The organism is Streptosporangium sp. G11, from assembly GCF_051192615.1.
In the GTDB taxonomy this organism is placed as follows: domain Bacteria; phylum Actinomycetota; class Actinomycetes; order Streptosporangiales; family Streptosporangiaceae; genus Streptosporangium.
Genome location: NZ_JBPJUQ010000016.1, coordinates 120754 through 147306, shown reverse-complemented (window position 1 = coordinate 147306; position 26553 = coordinate 120754). Strand labels below are relative to the sequence as shown.

The 26553-nt window shown below is 72.6% G+C and carries 20 protein-coding genes; 12 read left to right on the top strand and 8 right to left on the bottom strand.

Annotated features, from left to right (window positions below; genetic code table 11):
* Positions 1-22: 22 nt before the first annotated feature.
* On the top strand, positions 23-1114 hold the full coding sequence (locus ACSDR0_RS18215; RefSeq protein WP_435290013.1) for a M4 family metallopeptidase: 1092 nt from the start codon (positions 23-25) through the stop codon (positions 1112-1114).
* 234 nt (positions 1115-1348) lie between these two features.
* Here the strand turns inward: ACSDR0_RS18215 and ACSDR0_RS18210 are convergent, their stop codons facing one another.
* Together ACSDR0_RS18210 and ACSDR0_RS18205 are read right to left on the bottom strand one after the other, a co-directional pair.
* Positions 1349-1945 (bottom strand): hypothetical protein, encoded by a 597-nt coding sequence (locus tag ACSDR0_RS18210; RefSeq protein ID WP_435290012.1) that lies wholly within the window; start codon positions 1943-1945, stop codon positions 1349-1351.
* Positions 1903-3660: a PHP domain-containing protein gene (locus ACSDR0_RS18205; protein WP_435290011.1), complete on the bottom strand. Its 1758-nt coding sequence runs from the start codon at positions 3658-3660 to the stop codon at positions 1903-1905. Before ACSDR0_RS18205 ends, ACSDR0_RS18210 begins: the two co-directional genes overlap by 43 nt.
* Positions 3661-3805: 145 nt before the next feature.
* Between ACSDR0_RS18205 and ACSDR0_RS18200 the strand changes: the two genes are divergently transcribed.
* Both ACSDR0_RS18200 and ACSDR0_RS18195 read left to right on the top strand, forming a co-directional pair.
* Positions 3806-4126 (top strand): protealysin inhibitor emfourin, encoded by a 321-nt coding sequence (locus tag ACSDR0_RS18200; RefSeq protein WP_435290010.1) that lies wholly within the window; start codon positions 3806-3808, stop codon positions 4124-4126.
* Positions 4127-4400: 274 nt separating this feature from the next.
* Positions 4401-6122 (top strand): S8 family serine peptidase, encoded by a 1722-nt coding sequence (locus ACSDR0_RS18195; RefSeq protein WP_435290009.1) that lies wholly within the window; start codon positions 4401-4403, stop codon positions 6120-6122.
* An 85-nt stretch (positions 6123-6207) separates the two neighbouring features.
* Here the strand turns inward: ACSDR0_RS18195 and ACSDR0_RS18190 are convergent, their stop codons facing one another.
* The 5 genes from ACSDR0_RS18190 to ACSDR0_RS18170 are packed head-to-tail and all read right to left on the bottom strand — an operon-like array spanning position 6208 to position 13277.
* Positions 6208-9063 carry a family 78 glycoside hydrolase catalytic domain gene (locus ACSDR0_RS18190; protein ID WP_435290008.1) on the bottom strand — a complete coding sequence of 952 codons (2856 nt, stop codon included), beginning with the start codon at positions 9061-9063 and terminating at the stop codon, positions 6208-6210.
* Positions 9060-10058 (bottom strand): serine hydrolase domain-containing protein, encoded by a 999-nt coding sequence (locus tag ACSDR0_RS18185; protein WP_435290007.1) that lies wholly within the window; start codon positions 10056-10058, stop codon positions 9060-9062. The genes ACSDR0_RS18190 and ACSDR0_RS18185 overlap by 4 nt, the downstream gene beginning before the upstream one ends.
* Complete coding sequence (locus ACSDR0_RS18180) at positions 10055-10870, bottom strand: carbohydrate ABC transporter permease (RefSeq protein ID WP_435290006.1); 816 nt, start codon at positions 10868-10870, stop codon at positions 10055-10057. Before ACSDR0_RS18180 ends, ACSDR0_RS18185 begins: the two co-directional genes overlap by 4 nt.
* Complete coding sequence (locus tag ACSDR0_RS18175; RefSeq protein WP_435290005.1) at positions 10867-11967, bottom strand: carbohydrate ABC transporter permease; 1101 nt, start codon at positions 11965-11967, stop codon at positions 10867-10869. The genes ACSDR0_RS18180 and ACSDR0_RS18175 overlap by 4 nt, the downstream gene beginning before the upstream one ends.
* Before the next feature lie 5 nt (positions 11968-11972).
* Entirely contained in the window at positions 11973-13277 is a 1305-nt protein-coding gene (locus ACSDR0_RS18170) for an ABC transporter substrate-binding protein (RefSeq protein ID WP_435290004.1), read from the bottom strand.
* A gap of 404 nt (positions 13278-13681) precedes the next feature.
* Here ACSDR0_RS18170 and ACSDR0_RS18165 point away from each other — a divergent pair, with 404 nt between their 5' ends.
* The 3 genes from ACSDR0_RS18165 to ACSDR0_RS18155 all read left to right on the top strand — a co-directional run bounded on the left by ACSDR0_RS18165 (position 13682) and on the right by ACSDR0_RS18155 (position 18759).
* On the top strand, positions 13682-14803 hold the full coding sequence (locus tag ACSDR0_RS18165; RefSeq protein ID WP_435290003.1) for a LacI family DNA-binding transcriptional regulator: 1122 nt from the start codon (positions 13682-13684) through the stop codon (positions 14801-14803).
* 351 nt (positions 14804-15154) lie between these two features.
* Positions 15155-16747 (top strand): hypothetical protein, encoded by a 1593-nt coding sequence (locus ACSDR0_RS18160; RefSeq protein WP_435290002.1) that lies wholly within the window; start codon positions 15155-15157, stop codon positions 16745-16747.
* Positions 16744-18759, top strand: a complete 2016-nt coding sequence (locus tag ACSDR0_RS18155; protein WP_435290001.1) for a hypothetical protein — start codon at positions 16744-16746, stop codon at positions 18757-18759. Before ACSDR0_RS18160 ends, ACSDR0_RS18155 begins: the two co-directional genes overlap by 4 nt.
* A gap of 51 nt (positions 18760-18810) precedes the next feature.
* Here ACSDR0_RS18155 and ACSDR0_RS18150 read toward each other — a convergent pair whose 3' ends face one another.
* The gene (locus ACSDR0_RS18150) at positions 18811-19491 is read right to left on the bottom strand and encodes a TetR/AcrR family transcriptional regulator (protein WP_435290000.1); all 681 of its coding nucleotides are present in this window, start codon (positions 19489-19491) and stop codon (positions 18811-18813) included.
* 66 nt (positions 19492-19557) lie between these two features.
* Between ACSDR0_RS18150 and ACSDR0_RS18145 the strand changes: the two genes are divergently transcribed.
* From ACSDR0_RS18145 to ACSDR0_RS18120, 6 genes are all read left to right on the top strand, one after another.
* On the top strand, positions 19558-20433 hold the full coding sequence (locus ACSDR0_RS18145) for an alpha/beta hydrolase family protein (protein WP_435290021.1): 876 nt from the start codon (positions 19558-19560) through the stop codon (positions 20431-20433).
* A gap of 210 nt (positions 20434-20643) precedes the next feature.
* On the top strand, positions 20644-21933 hold the full coding sequence (locus ACSDR0_RS18140; protein ID WP_435289999.1) for an extracellular solute-binding protein: 1290 nt from the start codon (positions 20644-20646) through the stop codon (positions 21931-21933).
* Complete coding sequence (locus ACSDR0_RS18135; protein ID WP_435289998.1) at positions 21930-22865, top strand: carbohydrate ABC transporter permease; 936 nt, start codon at positions 21930-21932, stop codon at positions 22863-22865. The genes ACSDR0_RS18140 and ACSDR0_RS18135 overlap by 4 nt, the downstream gene beginning before the upstream one ends.
* Positions 22862-23659 carry a carbohydrate ABC transporter permease gene (locus tag ACSDR0_RS18130; RefSeq protein WP_435289997.1) on the top strand — a complete coding sequence of 266 codons (798 nt, stop codon included), beginning with the start codon at positions 22862-22864 and terminating at the stop codon, positions 23657-23659. Before ACSDR0_RS18135 ends, ACSDR0_RS18130 begins: the two co-directional genes overlap by 4 nt.
* Positions 23656-25074: a M28 family peptidase gene (locus ACSDR0_RS18125; protein ID WP_435289996.1), complete on the top strand. Its 1419-nt coding sequence runs from the start codon at positions 23656-23658 to the stop codon at positions 25072-25074. The genes ACSDR0_RS18130 and ACSDR0_RS18125 overlap by 4 nt, the downstream gene beginning before the upstream one ends.
* Entirely contained in the window at positions 25071-26516 is a 1446-nt protein-coding gene (locus tag ACSDR0_RS18120) for a carboxylesterase/lipase family protein (RefSeq protein WP_435289995.1), read from the top strand. Before ACSDR0_RS18125 ends, ACSDR0_RS18120 begins: the two co-directional genes overlap by 4 nt.
* Positions 26517-26553: the final 37 nt, after the last annotated feature.

The following is a 26553-nucleotide window of genomic DNA, read 5'->3' as shown; positions in this document are numbered from 1 at the left end:
AGACGGCGGCGATCCTTGACGCATGACTACATTCGACAGCATGCCCTCGTGCTGCATCGCACCCCCCGACCTGCTCGAGGCGGTCGCCGAGCAGGGAAGCCCCGAGGAGCGGGAGGCCGCGCTCAGGACCCTGGCCACCTCGGAGAGCGCCCGCGCGCAGCGCGCGTCGTTCTCCGGCGCGCTGCGCCAGCTCAACCTCACCATCGCCGACGTGGCGCCCGCCCCCGGCATGGTGCGCACGGTCTACGACGTCGAGAACGGCGGCGACTTCGACCTCCCCGGGCGGAAGAGGCGCGGGGAGGGCGACCCGTCGTCCGGTGACGAGGCGGTCGACGACGCCTACGACGGGGCGGGCGTCACCTACGAGTTCTACCGGCAGATCTTCGGGCGGGACAGCATCGACGGGCGGGGGCTGGAGATCGTCTCCTCGGTCCACTACGGGACCGACTACGACAACGCCGCCTGGATCGGCTTCCAGATGATCTACGGTGACGGCAGCGGGCAGATCTTCACCAAGGGCTCCCTCACGAAGGCCGTCGACATCGTGGCGCACGAGCTGACCCACGGCATCACCCAGTTCACCGCGCACCTGGTCTACAGCAAGCAGCCCGGCGCCCTCAACGAGTCGTTCTCCGACGTCTTCGGGTCGCTCGCCAAGCAGTACGGCCGGGGGCAGACCGCGGAGCAGGCCGACTGGCTCATCGGCGACGGCATCCTGGGCAGCGCCCTGCAGGGGACGGCCCTGCGGTCGATGAAGGCGCCGGGAACCGCCTGGTCCACCCCCAGTGGGGGACGCGACCGCCAGCCGGGGCACATGCGCGACTACGTGGACCTGCCCGACGACGGCAACCCCTCCAACGACCACGGTGGCGTCCACATCAACTCGGGCATCCCCAACCACGCCTTCTACCTCGCCGCCACCGCCATCGGCGGCAACGCTTGGGAGCGCGCCGGACGCGTCTGGTACGTCACGCTCACCGAGCGGCTCCGGCCGCGCTCCGACTTCCAGGAGGCCGCGGAGGCGACCGTGGAGGTGGCCGGGGAGCTGTTCGGCCCGGACGGGGACGAGCAGAGGAAGGTGCGCGCCGCGTGGCAGCAGGTCGGGGTCCTTTAGAGAAGGTCCCATGTGGTGAGGCGGCGACAGCGGGCGCCTCACCACGTCTTCATCTCCGCCTCCGGACCTTTCGCACCCGTCCTGAACGGGCCTCGCTCTCGAACGGGCCTCGCCCCTGACGGACCTCGTCCTGAACGGGCCTTGCCTCCGACGGGCCTCGCCCCTGACGGACCTCGTCCCGAACGGGCCTCGCCATCGACGGACCTCGCCCCCGACGGGCCCGAGCGCACCGCCTCAGCCGTGGTCGGCGCAGCAGGGCGTCGGGTTCGGCACCTCGGCGGGCATGAGGCGCCCGCCCGAGGCCGGCATGGTCAGCAGGACCACGCGCCCGTCGCGCAACTGTGGCCGTACATGATCGTTGGTCGCGACGAGTGTGTCCGGCGGCGGCTCCTCCGCCCGCGCCAGCACGACGACGTGGTCGATCGCCGAACGGGCCAGCACCTCGGCCACGCTGAGCGTGCCGGTGAGCTCCGCCCGGCCCGGGAACACGACCAGGCGCCCGCCGGACCCGGCGGCGTGCGCGGCCGCGGCGAGCGCGGCCCCCTCCGCCAGATCCTCCGGGCCGCTACGGCTGTCACCGAACGCGGCCGCCACCCCGTCGGGGAGCACGGCCAGGTCGATGCTCTTCTGAACGGTGAGCGAGCAGGCGACGTGCGGCGTTCCGCCCGCGGTGCGTACGAAATGCGTGCAGCCCACGGTCCCGGCCGGGAGGCCGAGCACCTTCTCCACGTCATGGAGAAGGTGCTCGGCCTCCGCGACCGTCCGCGAGCCTCCGTCGAGGCCGAGGATCATCCGCGCGGCACGACCCAGATCGGGTTGCTGTAGAACCACAAGTCCTTCCAGGGGTCGCCGTCGCCGAAGACGTCGATCTGGGGACCGGCCGGGTCGATCGCCGCGCCGAGCAGCCCGGGGGCGCTGCGGTTGCCGTCGGTGCCACGCAGCCGCACGTAGACCGGCCGGTCGACGGCGCCGAGCTGGTAGGTGAACGTCACCGTCCCGGTGTTCTTGCCGACCTCGAAGGACTGCACGACCTTGGTGGCCGAGGTCGTGAAGACGTCCTTGTCGGCCGCGGGGCCGGTGACGTCGCCCTGGATGACGTCCACGCGGGCCAGGGTCGGGACGTACTGCGCCCAGTTCGGCTGGTTCGCCAGCGTGATCTCGATGACGAGCTCGACCTTGGCGCCCTTGCGGACATGCAGGGTGTCACCGAGCGAGACCCCGCGCTGCCCCCTGCCGGCCTGCCGGGCGCGCACGACCAGGGCGCTGATCAGACCGCCGTGGTCCACCCACACGCGGCCTTCTCGGAGACCGTCCATGACCGCGGTGTAGGAGAAGTCCTCTGCCCCGACGTGGGTCCGGCTGTAGAAGCCGGGCCAGAAGTCGCCGGCCGCCAGGTTCTGGGAGCCCCTGTAGACGGGGTCGTTGTACTTGCCGTTGGCGTTGAAGTCGCTGCCCGGCCCGCGGTCGCTCGTGTCGGCGTAGACCGAGTGCGAGTCGGAGTTGGCGGTGATCCACCAGCTCTTGCCCTCGGCGAGCAGGCTGTCCCACAGCCCTCCGACGGTCGAGGTCATCCAGTCGAAGCCGCCGAAGGTCTTGTAGCTCTCGGCGGGGTACGCGGGGAACGAGTCCGCGCCCGGGTTGCTGTCGTAGAAGCCGCGCCCGCCGCCCGGACCGTGCGGCTTGGGGATTCCCGCGGCCTGGTGGCCGGGAGCGCCCTCCATGCCGACGGCGATGTCCGGCTGGGCGTCGCGCCAGGCCCGGATCTCGTGCGGGGAGTCGAGCCCCTTGCGCGACGGGTGGTTGGCGAGGAACAGCGCGGCCTCGACGCGACGCCGCCTGACGGCGTCGGCCAGGAAGTTCAGCCCGGCGATGGCCAGGGCCTCGTTCTGCGGGGTGGAGGCCGAGGCGTTCTTGACCCCGCCGTCGAAGGAGTTCTCGAACTCCTTGAGGGTGGACACCTCGTTGCGGCCGGGGGCCACGAACACGGTGCCGTGCTCGGCGCCCGGGATGTTCCACTCCAGCCCCTGGAAGACCAGGGCGTCCTTGACGGCCTGCCGCGCGGCGACGATGTCGGGGTTGACCTTGTCCACGCCGATCTTGGCGTGTGTGGTGCCTCCGTGGTCGGTGATGACCATCCAGTCCAGCCCGTACGCGTTTCCGTGCCGGACCTGGTCGCTGACCTTGTAGATCCCGTCGGAGCTGTACTGGGTGTGGATGTGGTGGTCTCCGGCGAGCCAGAGGTAGCCGTCGCGCGGCTCCGGGCCGCCCCTGTCGCGCGTGACCCGCGTGGCGGCCGCGGCCTGGCCCTGCGTGCCGAGAACGCCGGCCGCGCTCAGGCCGGCGCCCAGCAGCCCGGCGCGCCGGAACATCTGGCGCCGCGACAGCTGGCCAGGGGAGAGCTCGGCGTCCGGAACCGAGAAGTCCACGACCGGAGCCATCTCACCCTGGTCGAGGGCGTGCTCGGCACCGTGAGAGTGGTCGTGCGGGTGAGCATGAGTGTGGTCGTGAGGGTGGTCGTGCCCGTGGCCCATGTCTTGCCTTTCCATCCCCGCCGGAGAAATCTTGCTCCGGCTGCGCATGGACCCTCGCAAAACCATCTGAACCACACGTTAACGGGCCATATCCAAGGAGGGATGAACTGCTGGCAGTCGGTCGATGCCAGGTCGCGCGGGCCGGTCTAGGATCGCTTCCATGAAGGTCTCGATCGTCCGGGGTGGCGGCATCGCCGGCCTCGTCACGGTCACCACGGTCGACTCCGCGTCGCTGGCGCCCGACGCCGCCGCCGAGCTGCGCGCCAGGGTGGAGCGGGCCGGGCTGTCCGGCACGCTGGAGCGGTCGAAGCCCCCGGCGGGACAGCCCGACCGCTTCGACTACGAGCTGACTGTCGAGGACGACGGCCGCGTGCTCACGACGCGCGCAGGCGAGGGCGACCTCCCCGGCCCGCTCCGCGCGCTCATCTCATACGTGACCTCGCTGCCGGGACGGCAGGAGCGGATCGGCCCGCCCGGCTGACCTGCTCCGCGGTCCCTTTCTGTCTCATTCCGGCTGCTGCAAAACGCTCTTGACCATACAAAACTTCGTGCTGTCACCGGTTTTGGCGCGAGAATTCCCCCGTAACGGTTCACTGATGGCATGATTCGCCAATGTGTGCAGGTCACAGGAGTGGCGGGATTCCCCGGCGCCTGCTGGCTTTATTACACCTTGGCGGCAAATGTGTTCACGTCTGGATTGTTGGCGCGCGTGAAACCACATTTGCGGGGAGCTCTTCGGATATACGGAGGTATATGTGAAACGCGTCATCATCACCGCAGCTGTCGTCACCCTCGCGGCAGCCGCGTTGGTGCCCCCGGCGCAGGCCCGGCAGGTGGTCGCCGAACCGGGCGTGGAAGCCGAGTACGTCGTTCTCTACACGGAGGGCGCGCGTCCCGCGGACGCCCAGCAGGCCATCAAGGCGGCGGGCGGAAGCATCCTCAAGGAGAACGCCGCGGTCGGCGTGGCCACCGTCAAGACGACGAACGCCCGCTTCGCCGAGGCGGTGCGCGACGCCGCCTCGATCGACGACATCGCCCACAACCGCTCCATCGGCAGCGTTCCCAGCGCCAGGAGGGGAGCGGCCGGCCGGACCGTACAGGCGAGGGCCGTGGAGAAGGCCGGTGACGGCGCCCCCGCCACCTCCACCTTCGGCGGGCCCGCGCCCGCCGCGGAGCCGCTGTCGGAGCTCCAGTGGGACATGAAGCAGATCCACGCGACCGTGGACGGCTCCTACCGCCACGAGCAGGGCGACCCGGGCGTGCTGGTCGGTGTCATCGACACCGGTGTCGACGGCTCCCACCCCGACATCGCACCGAACTTCAACAACCGGCTGAGCCGCAACTTCACCGTCGACATCCCCGTCGACGCCGACGGCAACGAGATCGACGGCCCGTGCGAGGCCGAGCCCGACCGCTCCTGCAACGACCCGGCGAACGTCGACGAGAACGAGCACGGCACGCACGTGGCGTCGTCGATCGCCTCGCCCGTCAACGGGCTCGGCACGTCGGGCGTGGCGCCCAAGGTCTCGATCGTGAACCTGCGGGCCGGCCAGGACTCCGGATACTTCTTCCTGCAGCCCAGCATCGACGCGCTGACCTACGCCGGTGACGTCGGCATCGACGTGGTCAACATGAGCTACTACATCGACCCGTGGCTGTTCAACTGCGTCGACAACCCCGCCGACTCCCCGGCCGACCGGCAGGAGCAGGCCACGATCATCAAGGCCACCCAGCGGGCGCTCGACTACGCGCACAGCAAGGGCGTGACCCTGGTGTCCGCGGCGGGCAACGGCGCCACCGACTACACCAAGGAGCTCGTCGACGCCTCCAGCCCCGACTTCGCCAGCGTCCCCGGTGAGGCGCCCTACTCGCGCAAGATCCCCCCGAGCTGCGTCTCCATGCCGAGCGAGGGCAAGCACGTGATCTCGGTGTCCTCGACCGGCATCAGCAAGCGCAAGTCGTACTACTCCGACTACGGCAACGGCTACGTCGACGTCTCCTCCCCGGGCGGCGACGTCTACGACACCGCCGACAACCGCCGCGACGTCACCAGGGCGACCCTGGCGGCCTATCCCAAGTCCGTGGCCGAGGCGCGCGGCCAGCTCAACCCCGACGGCACGCCCAACGTCACCAACGTGGTCCGCAGCTGCAAGGGCGCCGTCTGCGCCTACTACGTGTATCTCCAGGGCACCTCGATGGCCTCCCCGCGCGCCGCGGGAGTCGCCGCGCTGATCGTCAGCAAGTACGGCCAGCGCGACCGGGTGCACGGCGGCAAGAAGCTCCACCCCGCCGTCGTGGAGACGGTCCTCAAGGGCACCGCGACCAGGACGCCCTGCCCCACCCCGCCCGCCTACACCTACACCAGGCACCTGCCGGACGGCACCACGGTGACCTCGACGCACACGTGTGAGGGAAGCACGCCGCGCAACGGCTTCTACGGCCACGGGATCGTCGACGCCCTCCGGGCGGTCCGCTGATCTGAGCCCGGTGCCCGGCGTCCGCCGCCGGACACCCGGCGAGCCTCTCCACCGGCCCCCTTCCCGCGCGGGAAGGGGGCCGGTGTCACAGGTCGTCCCACGCCTGGAGCAGCGGTTCGGCGGCGGCGGCCGGGGCCGTGATGGACCAGCGGCCGGGCGGCAGGTCCATCGAGCACGAACCGTCGGCGAGGCGCCGGGTGGGAAGCTCCCCGGCCAGCCCCATCAGGAAGGTGCCGTTGACGGTCATGCCGTCCCAGGTGCCGTTGACGGGCAGCACCGCGCGGGCGGTCACGCCGGGCGGCACGGCGAAGGCGAACCGCAGGCCGTCGGGCCCAGCGCGCCACCCCGACTCGACGACCCCCGCGGGGCTGTCGTACCTGGCGTGCGCCTCCCGCAGCAGCGGGACGGGCCCCGGGCGCAGCAGCGGCTCGGTGAACCCGCCGTTCACCCCGCGGGGGTCGTCGCCGATCCCGGCGACGTGGCGGAAGAGCCAGTCGCCGACGCAGCCGTAGGCGTAGTGGTTGAAGGAGTTCATCGTCGGGGTGTGCATTCCCCGCCGGTGGTGCCAGGCGTCCCACCGTTCCCACATGCTGGTCGCCCCCGCCCGGAGCTGGTAGCGCCAGGACGGGTACCCCTCCTGGTTGAAGATCCGGCAGGCGACGTCGTGGTGACCCGTCTCCGAGAGCACCGGCAGGAGCAGCGGCGTGCCGACGAAGCCGGTCATGAGCCGGTGGCCGTCCGCCCCGACCAGCTCCGCGAGCGCCCCCGCCGTCCCGGCACGGTTCTCCGGCGGGACGAGGTCCCAGGCCAGGGCGAGGGCGTAGCCGGTCTGGGTCTCGGTGCGCAGCCGGTGTCCCGACAGGAAGGCCCGCTGGAAGGCGCCGGAGACCGCGGTCGAGGCCTCCCCGTACTCCCGGGCGTGCGGCTCGCCGAGCACGCCGGCGATGTCGGAGATCAGGCGCAGGCTGCGCGCGAGGGCGGCGGTGGCGATCAGGCTCTTCGGCGTCTCCACGGTCCCGGGTGCCAGCCAGTCGCCCAGCGCCCGCCCGGGGCGGAGCCCGTCGTCGCACTGCGCCAGGCAGTAGTCGGCCCAGCGCCGCATCGGCCCGTACGCCCGGCGCAGGGTCCGGTCGTCGCCGTAGCGCCGCCACAGCAGCCAGGGCACCTCCACGATCGCGTCGGACCAGACCGGCGAGTCGAACCCGTACTCGGGGAGCACCGGCGCCACGTGCGGGACGGCCCCGTCCGCGCGCTGGCCGTCGATCAGCGTCGTCACCCAGCCGGACAGGAAGGCCTGGGTATGGCGCAGGAAGCTCAGCGTCGAGGCGAACACCGAGATGTCGGCCGTCCAGCCCGCCCGCTCGTCGCGCTGCGGGCAGTCCGTGGGCACGCTGAGGAGGTTGCCCTCGGCCGAGGCGGCGATGTTGGAGACCAGCTGCCTGACCGCCGGGTCGGAGGCGGTCAGGGTGCCGGTGACGGGCAGCGCCGAGGACAGCAGCACCGCCTCGGCGTCGCCCGCGGACATGCCGCCGGGCCAGCCGGTGACCTCCGCGTAGCGGAACCCGTGGAAGGTGAACACGGGCTCGGCCACGTGACGGCCCGCCGGCAGGACGAACTCGTCGCGCTGCTCGGCGGTGCGCAGGTTGGCGTCGTAGAGGCGGCCGGTCGCGTCCAGCTCCTCGCCGTGGCGCACCACGAGGCGGACCGGTCCCGGCGCGTCCACCCGCAGCCTGAGCCGCCCCACCACGTTGCGGCCGAAGTCGAGCACCTGGACGCCCGGGACCGGCTCGGTGACCGACACCGCCGCCAGGGTGGCGATCTCCAGTACGGGAGGGGCGGGGTCGGCCTCCACCAGCAGGTCCGGCGAAGGCTCCACCACGGCCACGGCCCGGTCCGTGCCGGAGGGCGCGGTCTCCCCGGGCCCGACGGTCCCGCCCGGCCCGGACAGGGACCCGCGCCGGGCTGTTCCGTCCGTGCCGGGCAGGGGTTCGTGGCGGTTCGTTCCGTTCGCGGTGGACGGGGGCACGAGGTGGACGGTCTCGCCCATCACCAGGTCGGCGCGGGGTCTGCCCAGGTCACCGGCCGTCCAGCCGGGGCCGGTGGCCGCGAGCGGGTGCAGGCCGTCCTGGTCGCGCAGGAGCAGCCGCGCGCTGGCGGCGGGACGGTCGCCGTACCGGCGCGGCCCGCCCGCCGCGACATGCCCGGCGTACCAGCCGGGGGCGAGCCAGAACTCCAGCAGGTTCTCCCCTTCGCGTAGCAGCGCGGTGACGTCGGCCAGCCGGTAGCGGACCCGGTGGCCGTAGTCGGTCCAGCCGGGGGCGAACTCCTCGTCGCCGAGCCGCTCGCCGTTCAGCAGCACCCGGTAGACGCCGAGCGCGGTGGTCGCCAGCCAGGCTCGCCCCGGCCGGGGCTCCCAGCCGAACGTCCCCCTCAGGCGGACGGCGCCCCCGCCGTCTTTCCCGCGCCCGTCGCCGTCGCCGTCGTCGCCGCCGTCCCCTTCGTACGCGCGCTCGCCGCTCCCGGTCCCGCCGTGTCCGCGCGCGTGCCGGTCGAGGGCGTGGCCGCCGTCCCCGATCCAGGGGGTGTCCCAGGCGCCGGCCGCGCGCAGGCCGGTCACGAAGGTGCCGCCGAGGTGCCCGGCGACCGACCAGGTGTACGGGGTGAGCGGCTCCAGCACCTCCTCGGGCACGTCGGCCCAGCTCGTACCTGCGGGCAGGTCGCGCGCCCACACCTCGCGCCCGCCGGTGGACACCGACAGCCGCTCGGAGCGGGTCGGCCTCGCCGACCACGACAGGCGCGGGGAGGGATCGTCGACGCCGACCGGGTCGACGAGCCCGCAGGTGTGGCAGGCGACCGCCTCGACGGGAGGGGAGGAGCCGCGTGGCAGCTGCCCGTCCGAGACGGGCCGCACCGCGCCGGGGGCCCCCGAGACGCGGATCATGCGCCGAGCCCGGTGGTGAAGGCGTTGTGCAGCCCGTCGATGTCGACCCCGTGCAGGCTGGGCGCCATCACGTTGATGAGCAGCACGAAACAGGCGTCGTGGTCGGGGTACATCCACCACTGGCACCCCGAGGCGCCGCCGTGCCCGTAGAGCCGCCGCTCCAGCAGGCCGGGCGCGGCGTTGCGCAGGTTCCAGGTCAGCCCCCAGTCCTGCCCCGCGTTGACCGGGTCGGGCTGCAGTTTGACCAGGCCCGTGGTCTGCGGCTCCGTCATGGCGGCCAGCGTGATCGGGTGCACCACGCCCCGGTCGCCGCGCAGCAGGGAGGTGCCCAGCGCGAGCAGGTCCTCCGCCCGGGAGAACAGGCCCCCGGCCGGATGCCGAAGCCGGACGAACCTGTCGTAGTCGACGCCGAGCAGCTCGACGGCCTTGACCTCGGCCGGGTCGCAGGCGGGGTCGAAGGTGATCCGGCCGCCGCCGGGCACCAGCGCGTTCAGGTCGGTGTCGATCACGTCGGCCAGGTCCCGGCCGGTGACGTCTTTGATCATCTCCGAGATGCCGGCGAAGCCGATGTTGCAGTACTGGCTGAGCGTGCCCGCCTCGAACAGCGCGGGGGCGGCGATCAGGTGCTCCACCAGGTCGTCCGGGGTGAGCGTCCGCTCGGCGATGCCGCTGGTGTGGGTCAGCAGGTGCCAGAGCGTGACCTCGTCCGAACGCAGCCCGCCGAAGCCGGGCACCGCGTCCCGCAGCGGGCGGCGCAGCGACAGCAGGCCCCGCTCCACCTGGCGCATCGCCAGCAGCCCGACCAGCGGCTTGGTCACCGAGAACAGCGCGAAGTGGTCGTCCACCCGGGTCGCGCGCCCGTCGTGCTCGCCGAAGGACTCCAGCAGCACCGTGCCGTCGGAGGTGGCCGCCCCGAGCACCGCGCAGGGGAGTCTCCCCTCGCGGACCATGCGCCTCACCCAATCGACGGCGAGCGCGAACGGTTGGTCGGTCATCCCTTGAGTGCTCCTTCTGTGAGGCCGGCGAGGACGTGCTTCTGCGCGATCACGTACACCGCCACCAGGGGCAGTGTCGTCAGCAGGACGTGGGCGAAGACGAGGTTCCACTGCAGGGTCTGCAGCGTGCCGGAGGCGAACTGGAAGAGGGTGAGGGGCAGGGTCGCGTTGTCCTGGCCTTTGAGGAGGAAGAGGCCGAAGAAGAAGTCGTTCCAGACGTTGATGACGAGGATGACGCTCCCCACGAACAGCACCGGGCGCAGCAGCGGCAGCAGGATGCGCGCGAAGATCTGCGGGCGGGACGCCCCGTCGATGGAGGCGGCGTCCTCCAGGTCGGGCGGGAAGGCCCTGACGAACCCGGTGGCCAGGAAGACCACGATGCCCAGCCGGGTGCCGATCAGGACCAGCGCGTAACCGGCCGGCGTGCCGTCCAGGCCGAGCCCGCGCAACACGTGGACGGTCGGGATGATCGACGGCGGGATGAGGATCGACAGGCTCAGGACGAAGTAGCTCGCCTGCAGCCACCGCGAGTCGCCGCGGCCGTAGGCCCAGGCCGCCGCCGCGCCGACCAGCAGCACGGCGAGCACGACCGGGACCGCGATCTTGAGGCTGTTGGCGAGCCCGGCCAGGTAGTCGCCGGTGTCGATGACGGTCGTGTAGTTCTCGACGAGCGCCCACTCCCGGGGCAGGCCGAGGCCCAGCTCGGCCGCCTCACCGGCGGGTTTGAAGGAGTTCACCACGACCAGCCAGAACGGCACGATCACCCAGGGGATCGCGAACAACGACAGGAGCGTGTACTTGACGATTCTCATCCCGTCACCTCCCGGCGGCGCAGCCACCAGACGAGGGGGACCGCCGTCGCGATCACGAGCAGCGTCACCGTGAAGCCGAGCGCGCTGGCGGAGCCGAAGAAGCCCTGGCCCCACTGCTGGCGCATGACGATGTTCAGTGCCCTGGTGTGGTCGCCGGGCCCGCCGCCGGTGGTGGCCGCGATCACGTCGTAGGCGCTGAGCGCGCCGACCAGGGTGACCGCGACGTTGAAGGTGATGGCCGGGGCCAGCAGCGGGAACCTCACCCGCGCGAAGCGGGTCCAGGGGCCCGCGCCGTCGACCGTGGCCGACTCCAGGAGCTCCCTGGGCACCGAGTTCAGGCCCGCGATGTAGACGAGGGTGATGAGTCCGCTCCACTTCCAGGCGTCCACGAAGGCGACCGTGACCAGCGCGGTCGCCGGTTCGCCCAGCCAGGCCCAGTCGATGCCGAGGAAGGAGTCGACCGGGCCCGCCGGGTCGAGGATGCCGCGCCAGATGTAGCCCGCGGCCAGCGGCGAGACGAGCGTCGGCAGGAAGAACAGCGATCTGAACACGGTGTTGACCCGGTCCGTCCGCTGCAGGGCGAGCGCGAGGCTCAGGCTGACGGTGTTCTGGATGGCCATGCACAGGATCGCGTAGAGCACGGTCACCGTGACGGCGTTCGTCAGGAGGCCCTGTTCGACGAGCGTGCGGAAGTTGTCCAGGCCGTTCCAGGTGATCTCCGAGCGGAACCCGGTCCAGGAGGAGAACGCGAAACGGGCGTTGAGCGCGAACGGCAGGAGGAAGAAGACCGTCACCAGCAGCACGGCGGGCAGCGCCCACGGCAGCCAGCGCCGTCCGGCGCGGCCCTTGGTCCCGAGAGACCCGCCCCCGTCCCTGTCCCCTCCGGGGCCCCCGCCCCCGCTCCCACCCCCGCTCGCGGGGAGCGGGAGCGGGAGCGGGGTGGAGGTGGGGGACGGGGTGCCGGGAGCGGCGTCGGTGTCGGCGTCGGTGTCTGGATCCGTGGCGGCGGTGGCGGCGGTAACGGTGGTGGCGGGACGGGGACCGGGGTCGGGACCGGGATTGGGATCGGGATCGGAGGGATGTCCGTGCGAGGGCACCGAGGTCACCATCCGGGCAGCCCGGCGGCCTTCGCTGCCTGCTCGATCTGGCCCTGCAGCTGCGTCGCGGCCTTCTGCGGGTCCTTCTGCCCGGCGATCAGCTCCGACATCAGCGGCGCCAGCCCCGCCATGCCGGGGACGTCGGAGTTGAAGGCGATGACGGCGCCGTTGTCGTAGGCCTTCTTGACGTCCTGGAGCACGGGGGAGACGTCCTGCGGGCCGGTCACGCCCTCGAGCACGGGGAAGGTCTTCGCGGACTTCACGTAGTCGGCGTAGGCGGGGCCGGTCATGAAGCGGACGAAGTCCAGCGCGGCCTTCTCCCGCCCGGCGTCACCGGTCTTGGGCAGGTAGAAGGTGCCGATCGGTCCCGGCGCGTATGTGACCACGGCCTTGGTGCTCGACAGGCCGGTGAACCCCACGGTGTCGTCGACCTTCTTCTGGTCGCCCCCGGCGGCGGCGAGCATGGCCGGCAGCATGTCGGAGTGCTGGGCGACCATGGCGGCCTCCCCGGTCACCAGGGCCTTCATCGAGTTCTCGAACGTGGCGGTGGTGATGTCCTTGTTGAAGCAGCCGTCGTCCTGCAGCTTGCGGTAGGAGGTCAGCCCCGCCACGAACGGCGAGCCCGGGTCGGCCAGCGACGCGGTGTGGCCTGCCAGGGCCTTGCCGTAGGCGTTGCCCTCGTTGCTGGCGCTGACGTACAGCAGCGGCAGGATCTGCACCGGCCAGATGGAGCCGCCCGACTCGAACACCGGTGTCACGCCCTTGGCGGAGAGCGCGCGGCAGGCCGCCGAGAGCTCCTCGAACGTGCCCGGGGGCTCGACGCCCGCGTCGGCGAGGACCTTCCTGTTGTAGTAGAGGCCGAAGACCTGGGGGAAGCCGGTGATGGCCGCGTAGACCTTCCCGCCGGTGGCGCCCGCGCTCTTGTAGAGGTCGCCGGACTTGGCGACGTACGCCTCGCCGGACAGGTCCCTGAGGTTCTCCGTCGGGTTCAGGGCGAGCAGGTTGCTCACCGTGGCGTGGTATTCGAGGATGTCCGGCCGCTCGCCGGTCGCCCACTTGGTCTGCGTGCTGTCCTCGAACCCGTCCGAGGGGATAGGGACCAGCTCGATCCTGTTGCCCGACTCCCGCTCGAACCGCTTGTACATCTCCACCAGCGGGGCGGGGTCGGCGGTGTTGTGCCAGAGCGTCAGCGTGACCTTCCCGCCGTTCCCGGCGTCCTCGCCCGGTCCCGCGGCGCCGCCGCAGCCCGCCGCGGCGAGGGTGAGGGCGGCGCAGGCCGCGGCTCCCAGCAGTCGTTTCGATGCCCTCATGCTCGTATTCCTGTTCGTCACGGGGTTGGTGATAGCCGGGGCCGGCCGGATGCCCGGGCGGTTTCCCTGCACGCCTCCGGGCCACGAGACACGCGAGTTTCCGTCATGTTTCGTAGAACGTTCTCCATTGTTAGACCAGGGACGTTTGTGGCGTCAAGGGCCATATCCGAGGTGACCAACTCGTTAAGGAGCGGTAAAATCGGGTCTGGCGGGGACGCCTTCGACGGGGTACCGTCACCTCTGCGTTGGCGAAGTGTATTTCGTTCTACACTCTGGCGCCGCGTCCGTGCCGTGCTCGTCCCGTAGGGCCGCCCCGGCTTTCCCCGCGGTTCGGCGGCGGTTCGTCCGCGGCCCGTCCTATCGTTCCCCTACCTTTCCCTACCGATCCCCACCGAAGGAATCGCGTGACCACAGGAGCAGCACCGCGGCGGGTGACCATCGCCGACGTGGCCGGGCGGGCCGGTGTCTCCACCGCCGCCGTGTCCAAGGTGCTGCGCGGGGCCTACGGGGTCAGCCCCGGCATGCAGGCCAAGGTCCGCGAGGCCATGGACGAGCTCGGCTACCGGCCGCACGCCGCGGCCAGGGCCATGCGAGGCCGTACGTACACCCTCGGCGTGATGCTCTCCGACACCAGGAACCCGTTCTTCCCCGACATCATCGAGGGCGTCACCGGGCAGCTGGGCGGCACCGAGTACCAGGTGCTGCTCGGCCCCGGCGGCGCCGAGCCCAAGAGCCAGGCCAGGATGACCAACGCGATGATCGACCGGAGCATGGATGGAATCATCCTGATATCTCCGGTTATGCCGGCCGCGGAACTGGCCGCCATCGCGACGACCACACCGATCGTGGTGATCGGCCGCCACGGAAGCGCCGCCGAGTACGACTCGGTGGTCGACGACGACGACACCGGCGCCCGCCTGGTGGTCGACCACCTGGCCGGCCTCGGTCACCGGCGGATCGCCCACATCACCCATCTCGACCGGGGCCGTGCCTCCGGGGCCGACTCGCCGCAGGCCGTCCGGGCCGAGGGCTATCGCCGGGCCATGCTGGCCGGGGGCCTGGCGGAGGGGATCGACCTGGTGGCCACCTCCTTCACCGAGGAGGGCGGCTACGAGGGGGCGCGGCAGCTGCTCGCCCGGCCGGTCAGACCCACCGCGATCTTCGCCGGCGCGGACGTCGCGGCGCTCGGGGTCCTGCGCGCCGCCTACGAGGCCGGGCTGTCGGTCCCAGGTGACCTGTCGGTCGCCGGATACGACAACATCGGCATCGCCTCCCTCGAACCCATCTCCCTGACCAGCGTCGACCAGGACGGCCACGTCATCGGGGCCACCGCGGCGCGCCTGCTCGTCGAGCGCATCGAGGGCCGCGGGCGTTCCGTCCTGTCGTCGGTCTCGCCCACCCTCGTCGTCCGCGGCACCACCGGCCCACCGGCCGGAGGGGGTGACCGGCCGGCGCCGACCCGCCGCCGACCGGAAGCCGTCCGTCCCCCGAGCACTCCTCCCGACCTCGACCACTCCCGGTCCTGAGTGCTCCCCGCCCGAAGTATCGAAAGCCGTCCGTCCCCCGAGCACTCTTTCCGATCTCGACCACCCCCCGGTCCTGAGTGCTCCCCGCCCGAAGTATCCGAACCGCACCTCTATCCGGAACGCTCCCGACCCGGGGCGACGCCGGTGTGAGGCGTTCCCGCCCGAGGCCGCCACCGTGCCGCCACCGTGCCGCCACTGTGCCGCCCACCGTGCCGCCGCCGTGTCACCACGGCTCCACGTGCGTCCCCGCGTGCGGCCGCCGAGTCCCCGTGTCCGTGACCCCGCGTCTCCGCGTCTCCGTGTTTTCGCGTCTCTGTGTTTCCAACGTTCCACCAGCGAAGGAACCCCCCCGTGAAACGTCTCGTCCTCATCGGACCGTTGCTCCTCGCACTCGCGATCCCCGCCTCCCTCCCCGCGCCCGCGCTCGCCACCGAGACGGCGACGACCTGTCCCGTACGCGTCGACCCGGCGCTGTTCGCGAGCGAGGCCCGCCTGCTCGAACTCGCCGAGAGGCAGGAGGAGTTCGGACCCCGGCCGACCGGCTCGCCCGCCCACGACGACTACGTCGACTGGCTGCGGGACGAGATCGGCGCGGTGCCCGGCGTGCAGATCTCCTCGCTGCCCTACGAGATCGACCGTTGGGACGACCTCGGCACCGGCCTGACCGTCTCCGGCCAGACCGTGCAGGTCGCCGCGCCCGTGCCGTTCTCCTCCTCCACCGGCTCCGGCGGGGTCACCGCGCCGCTCGTCTACCTGCCCGCGAGCACCGCCATCACCGCGGCCAACGCGGCGGGCAAGATCGTCGTCAGGGACCTGCCCTGGGCGACGGTGCCGAACCTGCTGTTCTACCCGCCGCTGCTCGGCTACCACATGTACGACCCCGCCCTCACGATCAACATGCTCGGCTCCGACTCCTCGGAGGCCCCGGCCGGGGCCGACGCCGACCTCAAGGCCGCCGCGGCGGCGGGCGCGGCCGGGGTGCTGGAGGTCAGCCGCCTGCCGCACGCCCAGATCAAGGGGATGTACGCGCCCTACGAGGGGCTCCCGTACGAGGTGCCGGGCGCCTATCTCGGCGTCGACCAGGGTGAGCAGATCAAGCAGGCGCTCGCCGCCGGGCAGCCGGTCCAGGCCGTGCTGACCGTCGACGCGGCGTGGACGCCCACGACGACCCGTACCGTGCTCGCGACCCTCCCCGGGGTGAGCGAGCAGAAGATCGTCGTGGAGAGCCACACCGACGGCATGAGCCCGGTGTGGGACAACGGCCCGCTCACGATGCTGGAGATGGCCCGCTACCTGGCGTCGCTGCCGGTGAGCTGCCGCCCGCGCACCGTCCAGTTCGCCTTCGTCACCGGCCACCTCTACCAGCACCTCACCGGGCCCGATGTCCGCGAGGGCGGCGCGGGGCAGCTGGCGGCCCTCCTGGACGCCGAGTACGACCAGGGAAAGGTCTCCTCGGTCGTCGTCCTGGAGCACCTGGGCGCCCGGCGTTACAACGCGGTCGCCCGCCCCGGAGGACTGCCGGGGCTGGAGCTCGTGCCCGACCCCGCGCTGACCGAGCTGCTGTGGGTCCCCGTCAGCGAGAGCACGCCTCTGCGCGAGCTGGTCAAGGGCCACGTCCAGTATCGGGACGTGCGGCGCACCGCCGTGTTGAAGGGCCTGTCGGCGGCCGACCTGGGCACGGTGCCGCACCACTGCGGTTTCGGAGGGGAGGGGACGCCGTACAACCAGCACCTCCTGCCGACCATCTCGCCGATCTCGGCTCCCAAGACGCTCTTCTCGCCCGCCTTCGGCGCGGAGGCGATCGACGTGGCGGCGATGCGCCGGGCGTCGCTGGCCTTCACCGACATCGTGCTCGACCTCGGCCCGATGCCGCAGGCGGACGTGGCGGGCGACGTCACGTTCATGCGCTCCCAGCGCGCCTCGGGTACGCCGGGCTGCGTGTGAGCATCGACCGCGAGGCGCTGGTCCGGCGGCACACCGTGGTGCTGTCCGGGCCGGACGCGGAGTCCCCGCTGACCGTCGGCAACGGCGAGTTCGCCTTCACCGCCGACGTCACCGGCCTGCAGACGTTCCCCGGTTTCCACGCCGGGGGCATGCCGCTGGGCACCCAGTCGCAGTGGGGCTGGCACACGATGCCCAACCCCCGGGGTTTCACCCTGGAGGACGCGACCACCTCCTACGGCCGGGCCCGCTATCCCGACCGCCACCTGATGACCCTCGGCGGCCCGGTGCCGCCGGAGTTCGAGGCGGGCGCCTGGCTGCACGCCAATCCCCAGCGGCTCGACCTGGGCAGGATCGGGCTCGATCTCGGCGAGGGTGTGGTGATCACCGACCTCACCCGGGTCCGCCAGATCCTCGACCTGTGGAGCGGGCTGCTGCGCAGCGCGTTCGTGCTCGGCGGCGCGCCGTACGAGGTGGAGACGGTCTGCCACCCCGCGCGCGACCTGCTGGCCGTGCGCGTCACCGGCGGCGCGGCGGTGACGATCTCCTTCCCGTACGCCTGCGAGACCTGGAACCGGGCGGCCGACTGGGACCGCCCGGAGCGGCACACCACCGAGCACGTCCTCGGCGCCTCGCGCTGCGACTTCACCCGGGTGCTGGACGACGACCGCCACCACGTCACCGTCGCGTGGCGCGGGCCGGGACCGGGGGCGGCGCGGCTGACGCCCCTGGGGGAGCACCGCTACCGGCTGGAGGGGGCCGCCGAGTTCGTCGTGGCCTTCGGGCTCGACCCGGCCGGGCCGGACCTGCCCGGGTTCGAGGAGGTCCGTACCGCCGCCGCCCGGCACTGGGAGGGCTTCTGGACGGGCGGCGGCGCGGTGGGCTTCGAGGGCAGCCGGGATCCGCGCGCCCCCGAGCTGGAACGGCGCGTGGTGCTCTCCCAGTACCTGACCGCGGTCAACTGCGCGGGCTCGCTGCCGCCGCAGGAGACGGGCCTGGTCTGCAACTCCTGGAGCGGCAAGTTCCACCTGGAGATGCACTGGTGGCACGCGGCGCACTTCGCCCTGTGGGGGAGGCCGGAACTGCTGGAGCGGAGCCTGCCGTGGTACCGGAGCGTCCTTCCCCGGGCGCGGGCCACGGCCGCCCGGCAGGGGTACCGGGGTGCTCGCTGGCCCAAGCAGACCGGCCCCGACGGCAGGGAGAGCCCCAGCACGATCGGGCCGTTCCTGATCTGGCAGCAGCCGCACCCGATCTATTTCGCCGAGCTGCTCTACCGGGTACGGCCCGGGGCGCTGCTCGACTACCGCGACCTGGTCTTCGAGACCGCCGAGTTCATGGCGTCCTTCCCGGTGGAGGAGGACGGCCGCCACGTGCTCGGGCCGCCGCTGATCCCGGCGCAGGAGTCGTACGAGAAGACCCGGACGACGGTCAGGAACCCCACGTTCGAGCTGGCCTACTGGTGGTGGGGGCTGGAGACCGCGCAGCGCTGGCGCGAGCGCCTCGGGCTCGGGCGCCACCCGGAGTGGGAGAGGGTACGCGACGGGCTGGCCGCGCCGTGCGTGCGGGACGGCGTCTACGCGGCCATCGAGGTGGAGCCGTACACGCTCAGGACCGACCATCCCTCGATGACCGGTGCCCTGGGCCTCGTCCCGGCCACGCCGCTGATCGACCCGGAGACCATGCGGGCCACCCTCGACGACGTGCTGGAGACGTGGGACCTGCCGAGCACCTGGGGCTGGGACTACCCGATGCTCGCCATGTGCGCGGCCAGGCTGGGCGAGCCCGGCAGGGCGGTCGACGCGCTGCTGATGGACGCGCCCAAGAACGCGCACCTGGCCTCGGGGCACAACCGGCAGTGGCCCGGCATCCTGCCGCTCTACCTGCCGGGCAACGGCGGCCTGCTGGCGGCCGTCGCGCTGATGGCGGCGGGCTGGGACGGCGGGCCCGACCGGCCCGCGCCCGGCTTCCCCGAGGGCTGGGAGGTCCAGGTGGAGGGGGTGCGGGCGATGCCCTGAGCCGGCCGGACGCCGCGTCTAGCCGGGCGGTGCGTCAAGCCGGGTGCCGCGTCAGCCGAGTGCCGCGTCGGCCGTCGCGTGGTCGGCGAGGAGCGTGATCGTGTAGTGCAGCACGTCGTCCTCCAGCGACGACAGGCGTGCCGCGTTGCCCGCGCGCACCTCGGCGGCGATGAACTCGGTGACGCCGAAGACGATCAGCGAGGGCACGCTGTCCCTGAGCGGCCCCAGCGCCGGGTCGTCCGCCCTGGCACGCGCCGCGAGGGCCCGCAGCATCTCCAGAAAGGGAAGGTAGGCGTGGTCGCGCTGCTCCACGGCGCGCGGGCCCGCCCCGGGCAGCTCGACGAAGTAGGCGCGGGCGTACTCGGGCCGGTCCTGCCACCACCGAAGGTAGGCGCGCAGGCCGCCGCGGGCGGCGGCGACCCAGTCGTGGCCGGTGCCGTCGGCCGCGGACAGGATCGTCCCCACCACATCGGGCAGGTCTCGCTCGCACAGGGCGAGGAAGCAGGCCTCCTTGTCGTGGAAGTTGGCGTAGAAGGCGTTGCGCGAGACCCGCGCGGCGGCGATCACGTCGGGCACGGTCGTGGCGGCGTACCCCCGGGTCGCGACCAGCAGCAGCATGGCCTGGATCAGGCGGTCGCGCTGCGAGGTGCGGACCACCTCGGGCGACAGCCCGTGACGGCCGCGGGGGAGGGGCTCACCCTCCGGAATTTTCTTCTGATTCTGTCTTGACATCAATCACAGATCGTACTTCCCTCTGTTAGGAGACGTTCACGTCTCCAAAGATTCAGTGAGGTGACCATGGAAGACAAGGGCATGTCCCGGCGGCGGGTACTGCGCGTGGCGGCCGTCGGGCTGCTGTCGGCGGGCCTGGTGTCGCGGACCACCCCGGCGGTGGCGGCCGGCACGATCGAGTCGCACTACGCGGTCAGAGGCCCCTGGGCGGTCACCGCCTCCGACGCGAGCGACGCCTCGGGCACCTACCGGCTGCACCACCCGGCCGACCTCGGCGCGGGCGGCTTCCGGCACCCGATCGTCACGTGGGGGAACGGCTCGTACGCCACCCCCGCCCTCTACCCCGGCGTGCTCGACCAGCTCGCCTCCTGGGGCTTCGCCGTGGTCGCGTCCACCGACACGACCACCGGGACCGGCACGGAGATGCTCGCCGCCGCCCACTACCTGGTGGGCAGGGACGCCGACCCCGCGAGCCCGTTCCACCAGAGGCTCGACACGACCCGGGTCGGCGCCGCCGGGCACTCCCAGGGCGCGGGCGGCACGGTCAACGCGGCCAACCTCTCCGCCGGGCTCGTCACCACGGCCGTGTCGATCGCGCTGCCCGCGCCGCTCTGGGTGGGCGCCGGCGACCGGTTCCAGGTCGCCGGGCTGGCCTGTCCCGTCCTGTTCGTCAGCGGGAACAACGACTGGCTGATCTCCCCGGCCTCGGCGCTGCGGGGCTACTACGACCAGGTGCCCGGGGCGGCGGCCATGGCGGTGCTGAAGGGCGCGGGCCACAACGACATCCAGGGCACCGGCGGCGGCTTCCTCGGCTATCTGACGGCCTGGCTGATGTACCACCTCCAGGGGGACGCCTACGCCCGCGGCGCCTTCGCCGGGAGCACCCCCGAGTTCACCGGCAACACCGCCTGGCAGAACCAGGCCGCGAAGAACCTCCCGTGACCACCCCGCCGGTGCCGCGGAGCTCGTGCCACAGCCGCTCGTCAGAAGCCCCTCGACCCCCCTCGCCGGCACCGCGGGAGACCTCCCGACACCTTCCCGCCAGAGCCTCCCGCGCCCCCCTCGCCGACGCCGCCCCGCGGCGACGGGCCCCGTGACCACCCCATCCCGTGCGGTACCCGCCGTACGAGACCATCCCCCAGGAGAACCGCGATGGCGGATCTGACACGGCGCCGGCTGCTCGCGGCCGGCGCGCTCTCCCTGGCCGCGCCGAGCCTTCTGGCTGCCTGCGGCGAGGACCGGCCCGCGCCGCGGGCCCAGGACGGGAAGCCGAACGGCGAGGTCAGCGTCTGGCTGCACGGCTCGCAGGAGACGGGCCCGCAGTTCCAGAAGCTGGTGCACCGCTACATCGCCGAGTTCCAGGTGGACGTCAAGCTCCTCTACCTGCCCGTCGCCCAGCTGGACGCCAAGCTGCTGACCGCCTTCGGCGGCGGCACCCCGCCTGACGTCTTCAAGATCGGGCACTGGAGCTTCCCCTCCCACGCGAGGAAGGAGCGGCTGGCGCCCATCGACCCCCGGGCGTTCGGCGCGCCGGACGTGGCGGCCGTCCTGGCGCGCTACGAGCCCGGGACGGTCTCCCCGCTGAGCTACCGCGACCAGGCGTACGGCGTGCCGATCGACCTCAACCCCGCGATGCTGTACTACCGCAGGGACCGCTTCGAGGAGGCGGGGCTCGACCCCGACAAGCCCCCCGCGACCTGGGAGGAGCTCGCCCGCCACAGCGCGAGGCTCACCTCGGCCGACGGCAGGCGGGTGGGCCTGCAGTGGTCGTACGGCGACCCGCAGTGGGCCCTGATGACGCTGACCGCGCTGATCAGGGGCGCCGGCGGCGAGCTGGTCGACGCCGGCGGCACCCGGGCCTCGCTCGACACCGAGCACGGCATCCGGGCGCTGGAGTACTTCGCGGGGATCGGCAACCCCAGGCTCTCCAATCCGCTCGGCGCGCTCGGCCTGTTCTACTCGGGCGAGGCCGCCATGGTCGTCAGCGGGGCGTTCCTCGGTCCCGCGCTGGAGAAACTCGGCGAGCGCCCTCTCAAGCCGGGCAAGGAATACGGCGTGGCCCCGATGCCCCGCTGGGAGGGCGGCAAGGCCGTCGTGCCCGCCTACACGTGGGGCTGGGGCGTCTCCGCCGCCTCGAAGAACGCCTTCACCGCCTGGCACCTGATCAACTACCTCCAGGGACAGGAGTCGGTCACCGCCAACCTGGACAACGGGATCATCATCCCGGCCACCGGCTGGCGGGACGCCGGGCCGCGCGGCAGGTCCGAGCTGATGAGGATCGCGGCCTCCGGCCTCCCCGACGCCGACTTCGGCCCGGCCGTCCCCGCCGCGCTGGAGCTGGCCAAGGCCGCCTCCAGCGCCTGCGACGCCGTGGCCCACGGCCGCGCCAAGCCCGCCCAGGCGGCCGGGGACTTCGACGCGGCCGTCCGGCTCGTCCTGTGACCCTGACCACGGAGAGCGTCGCGGCCCCCGCGCCCGCGTCCTCGCCGCGACCGGGGAGGGGCGGGCGCGGCAGGTCGCGCCGGGAGGCGGGGGCCGGGATCGTGCTGACGATCCCGGTGGCGGTCTTCTTCGCCGTCTTCTGGCTCGTGCCGTTCTGCGGCGCCGTCTACCTCAGCTTCACCGACTACGAGATGGTCGGCGCGCCGCGCTGGATCGGGCTGGACAACTACGCGCGGATGTTCCAGGACCCCGGGGTCTGGAACTCGGCGTGGGTCACCGTCGTCTACACGGTCTTCACCGTCGTGCCGACCATCCTGCTCGCGCTGCTCGTCGCGGTGCCGCTCAGCGCGCCCGGCAGGCTCAACCGCGTGCTCCGCTCGCTGGTCATGGTGCCCGCGGTGATGCCGCTGGCCGCGACGTCGATGGTGTGGGTCATCATCTACTCCGACCGCGGCCTGGCGAACACGTTGCTCGGCGCCGTCGGCATCGACCCGCAGCCGTGGCTGACCGGTTCGGAGCTGGCGATCTGGGCGCTGGTCGTGATGGTCGTCTGGAAGAGCCTCGGATTGTTCGTCATCATCCTGACGGCCGGGCTGCAGGCGCTGCCCCGGGAGGTCTACGAGGCCGCGGCGATCGACGGGGCCGGGCCGGTCACCACGTTCCGCAGGATCACCGTCCCGCTGCTGCGCAGGACCCTGCTGTTCGTGCTGGTCATCTCCGTCGCCGGGTCGATGCAGGCCTTCGTGCCCGCCTTCCTGCTCACCGGCGGAGGCCCCGCGGACGCCACCCAGGTGCTGCCCTACTACATCTGGGCCAACGCCTTCCCCTACGAGCACATGGGCTACGCCTCCGCGCTGGCCATGATGCTGCTGGTCGCGATGCTGATCGTCTCCGTCGTCCAGTTCGGCTTCCTGCGAGGTGGGGACGGATGAGGGCGCTGCGCACCGCCTGGCTGCTGGGCGCGGTGGCCGCGATGCTGCTGCCGGTCTACGTGATGCTCGTGGTCGCCTCCGCCGCCGACGACACCGACCTGGGCGGCCTGGTCTTCAACGGCTTCCACCTGCCGGGCAACGTCGCCGAGCTGTTCTCGGGCGAGGGCTTCCCCGTCTACTTCCGCAACAGCGTGCTCTACTGCGCCGGCAGCGGCGCGCTGGACGTGCTGTTCTCCTCGGCCGCCGGCTACGCCCTGGCCCAGCTGTCCTTCCCCGGCAGGCGCGTGCTGTTCGCCCTCGTGGTCGGCACGCTCGCGCTCGCCCCGATGGTCATGATCATTCCGGTGTTCCTGATCGTCAAGGAGCTGGGCTGGGTGAACACCTTCCAGGGAGTGATCGTCCCGGGCATGATCAGCGCCTTCGGGGTCTTCCTGGTCCGCCAGTTCGCGCTGGGCCTTCCCAAGGAGCTGATCTTCGCGGCGCGCGTCGACGGAGCGGGGGAGCTGCGCATCTTCGCGCGGGTGGCGCTCCCGCTGCTGCGGCCCGCGCTCGTGACGCTCTTCCTCATCCACTTCCTCGCGCAGTGGGACAACCTGCTCTGGCCGCTCATCGTCGCCAACGACCCCTCCCTGTGGTCGCTGCCGGTGGGACTGGCCAACTTCCAGAGCGAGCACGGGTTCAACTACCACCTCATGACCGCCGCCGCGCTGGTCACCGCCGTTCCGCCGTTCCTACTGATGGCCGGGCTGCAGCGCTACTACGTGGCCGGGCTGACCTTCGGAGGAGTCAAGTGACCGTCCCCGGCGACGCCGGCCGCGGACGCCGGGCGGCCGCTCCTGACAGCGCCGCGCGGGAGTGCCGGGCGGACGTCCCGGAGACCACCGGCCAGGAGTGGCGGCCGGACGTCCCGGAGACCGCCGAGATCATGGCGTGGATCGAGACGATCACCGCCCGGGGGATCAGGCGTCCCGGATACCCCGCCGACGCGTGGACGGAACGGTGGGCGGCCGGCCTGCTCGCCGGGTTCGGGCTCGACGTGCGGCTCGCGCCCGTCGAGGTGCCCACCTGGCACCCGGTCTCCGCCACGCTCCGCGCCCACCTGGACGCCGGCCCGTCCCGCCTCGTCGAGGTGGAGGCGTTCGCGCTGCCGTACACGACCCCGGAGGCCACGGTGACCGCGCCGCTCGCCCGGTCGGCCGGGCCCGGCCGCATCGCCGTGCGCGAGCACGCCTTCGCCCGGCTGCCCCAGACCTTCGTACGGGAGATCGCCACCGCCGTCCACGACCCCGAGGGCGCCTTCGACGAGCTGGTGCAGACGCTGCCGTTCGCCCCCGGCTACCTGGAGGACCTCGACGGCGCGGTCGCCTCGGGGGTGGCCGGGTACGTCGGGGCGCTGACCGGCGTGCCGTGGGAGACGCGCGACTACTACGTCCCCTACGACGCGGTGCGCCGGCCCGTGCCCGCCGTCTGGCTGTCGGCGTCCGACGCGCGGAGGGTGCTGGCGCTCATGGACGAGGGGCCGTGCACGGGCACGCTGTCGGTGAAGTCGGAGACCTCGGCCGCGACCTCCCACAACGTGGTCGCCACCCTGCCGGGGCGGGGCGACGGCTGGGTGATCGTCGCCTCGCACCACGACGCCCCCTGGGCCTCCGCGGTGGAGGACGCCTCCGGCGTCGCGCTGGTGCTGGCCGCCGCCAGGCACTGGTCACGGGTGTCCGAGGAGGAACGACCGCACAACCTGCTCTTCCTGCTGACCGCGGGGCACATGGCCCACGCCGCGGGCACCCGGGCGTTCATCGCGGAGAACCGGGCGCTGCTGGACCGCGTCGTGCTCCAGGTCCACCTGGAGCACGCGGCCCGCGAGTGCCGCGCCGAGGGCGGCAGGCTGGTGCCCACCGGCGCTCCCGAGCCGCGCTGGTGGTTCACCACCCGCAGGCCCGAGCTGGAACGGCTCGTCGCGGAGGCACTGGTCGCCGAGGACCTGCGCCGGTCGTTCGTGCTACCGCCCGACGCGTTCTCGCCGATGCCGCCGACCGACGGCGCGTTCTTCCACCCCGAGGGGGTGCCGCTGGTGCACCTCCTCGCCGCCCCCATGTACCTCTTCGACTCCGCCGACACCCTCGACAAGGTCGACGAGGCGAGCCTGGTACCGCTGACCCGCGCGGCGATCCGCATCGTCGAGGGGACCCGGGACTGGAGGCCCAGATGATCGTGCGCACCCCCTCCGGCCTCGTCGAGGGCCGCTTCGACGGGACGGTGGCGTCCTTCCTCGGCGTCCCGTACGCCGCACCGCCCTTCGGAGAGCACCGTTTCGGCGCGCCCGTGCCCCCGCCCGCCTGGGACGGAGTGCGGCCCGCGCTCCTGCCGGGCGCGGCGGCGGCGCAGCCCGCCGGCGACGACGTCGGGCTGTACGCCCCCGAGACGTTCGCCTCCGGCGAGGACTGCCTCAACCTCGACGTCCACACCCCCGGCGCCGGCGCGGCCGGCCTGCCGGTGCTCGTCTGGTTCCACGGCGGGGCGTTCGCCATCGGCGGCAACGGGGCCGCCTGGCACCGCGGCCACCGCTTCGCCCGTGACGGCGTGGTGTGCGTCGCCGTCAACTACCGGCTGGGCTTCGAGGGGTTCCTCGCCCTGGACGGGGCGCCGCTCAACCGGGGCGTGCTCGACTGGCTCGCCGCGCTGGAGTGGGTACGCTCCGCGATCGCCGCGTTCGGCGGCGACCCGGGCAACGTGACGATCGCCGGGCAGTCCGCGGGCGGCGCGGCGTGCGCCACCCTCCTGACGATGCCCCGCGCGGCGGGCCTGTTCCGCCGGGCGATCGTGATGAGCGGGTCGGCGAGCCTGGCCGTACCGGAGGAGGAGGCCCGCGCGCACGCCGCCGGCCTCGCCGCGCGCCTCGGCGTCCGGCCCCGCGCGCAGGACTTCGCGGCGATCCCCCCGGCCGCGCTGGTGGCCGAGCAGCCGCCGCCGATGGCGGCCGGGGCGTCCGGCACGCTGGGCGGGACGGTGCCGATCCAGCCCGTCGTGGACGGAGACCTGGTGCCCCGCGTGCCGCTGGACGCGCTGCGCGCGGGCGCCGGCGGCCACCTCCCGCTGCTGGTCGGCTGCACCTCCGACGAGGCCGGTGTCTTCGTGCGCGCGATGGCCGGGGGGATCGACGAGGCGACGGCCGCGACCGTGCTCGCGCACCTGGGCCTGCCGCCCGGCTACCGGGACGCCCATCCCGGGCTGTCACCCGCGGAGCTCGTCGGCAGGGCGGCGGGCGACCACCTGTTCCGCAGGGAGACGATCTGGATCGAGGAGGCCCGCGCGGCCACCGCCGCCGCCCCGACCCACGCCTACGAGTTCCGCTGGGAGTCGCCGGTGGCGTCTCCCCTGGGGGCCGGGCTGGTCGGCGCCGCGCACAACATCGACCTGCCCTTCGCCTTCGACCTGCTGGACGCGCCGGGCGTGGAGCGTACGGCGGGGAAGGAACCCCCGGGGACGCTGGCCGAGGCGATGCACGGCGCCTGGGTGCGGTTCGCCCGCGACGGCGACCCGGGCTGGCCCCCCTACGAGCGCGCCCGCAGGCAGGTAATGATCTTCAACGCCGCGTCAGGTGTCGCCGATGACCCGCTGCGGACGCAGCGGCGTCTCTTGTGCGAACCGTGAGCGGCGTGCACCTTGTTGTTCAGGTTGTCTCAGCGAC

What these genes read in the sequence shown, in the direction of transcription:
- ACSDR0_RS18200 (WP_435290010.1), top strand. Translation starts at nt 3,806, where the DNA reads ATGAAGGTCTCGATCGTCCGGGGTGGCGGCATCGCCGGCCTCGTCACG.
- ACSDR0_RS18215 (WP_435290013.1), top strand. Translation starts at nt 23, where the DNA reads ATGACTACATTCGACAGCATGCCCTCGTGCTGCATCGCACCCCCCGAC.
- ACSDR0_RS18190 (WP_435290008.1), bottom strand. Translation starts at nt 9,063, where the DNA reads ATGATCCGCGTCTCGGGGGCCCCCGGCGCGGTGCGGCCCGTCTCGGAC.
- ACSDR0_RS18170 (WP_435290004.1), bottom strand. Translation starts at nt 13,277, where the DNA reads ATGAGGGCATCGAAACGACTGCTGGGAGCCGCGGCCTGCGCCGCCCTC.
- ACSDR0_RS18205 (WP_435290011.1), bottom strand. Translation starts at nt 3,660, where the DNA reads ATGGAAAGGCAAGACATGGGCCACGGGCACGACCACCCTCACGACCAC.
- ACSDR0_RS18150 (WP_435290000.1), bottom strand. Translation starts at nt 19,491, where the DNA reads ATGTCAAGACAGAATCAGAAGAAAATTCCGGAGGGTGAGCCCCTCCCC.
- ACSDR0_RS18145 (WP_435290021.1), top strand. Translation starts at nt 19,558, where the DNA reads ATGGAAGACAAGGGCATGTCCCGGCGGCGGGTACTGCGCGTGGCGGCC.
- ACSDR0_RS18185 (WP_435290007.1), bottom strand. Translation starts at nt 10,058, where the DNA reads ATGACCGACCAACCGTTCGCGCTCGCCGTCGATTGGGTGAGGCGCATG.
- ACSDR0_RS18120 (WP_435289995.1), top strand. Translation starts at nt 25,071, where the DNA reads ATGATCGTGCGCACCCCCTCCGGCCTCGTCGAGGGCCGCTTCGACGGG.
- ACSDR0_RS18180 (WP_435290006.1), bottom strand. Translation starts at nt 10,870, where the DNA reads ATGAGAATCGTCAAGTACACGCTCCTGTCGTTGTTCGCGATCCCCTGG.
- ACSDR0_RS18140 (WP_435289999.1), top strand. Translation starts at nt 20,644, where the DNA reads ATGGCGGATCTGACACGGCGCCGGCTGCTCGCGGCCGGCGCGCTCTCC.
- ACSDR0_RS18130 (WP_435289997.1), top strand. Translation starts at nt 22,862, where the DNA reads ATGAGGGCGCTGCGCACCGCCTGGCTGCTGGGCGCGGTGGCCGCGATG.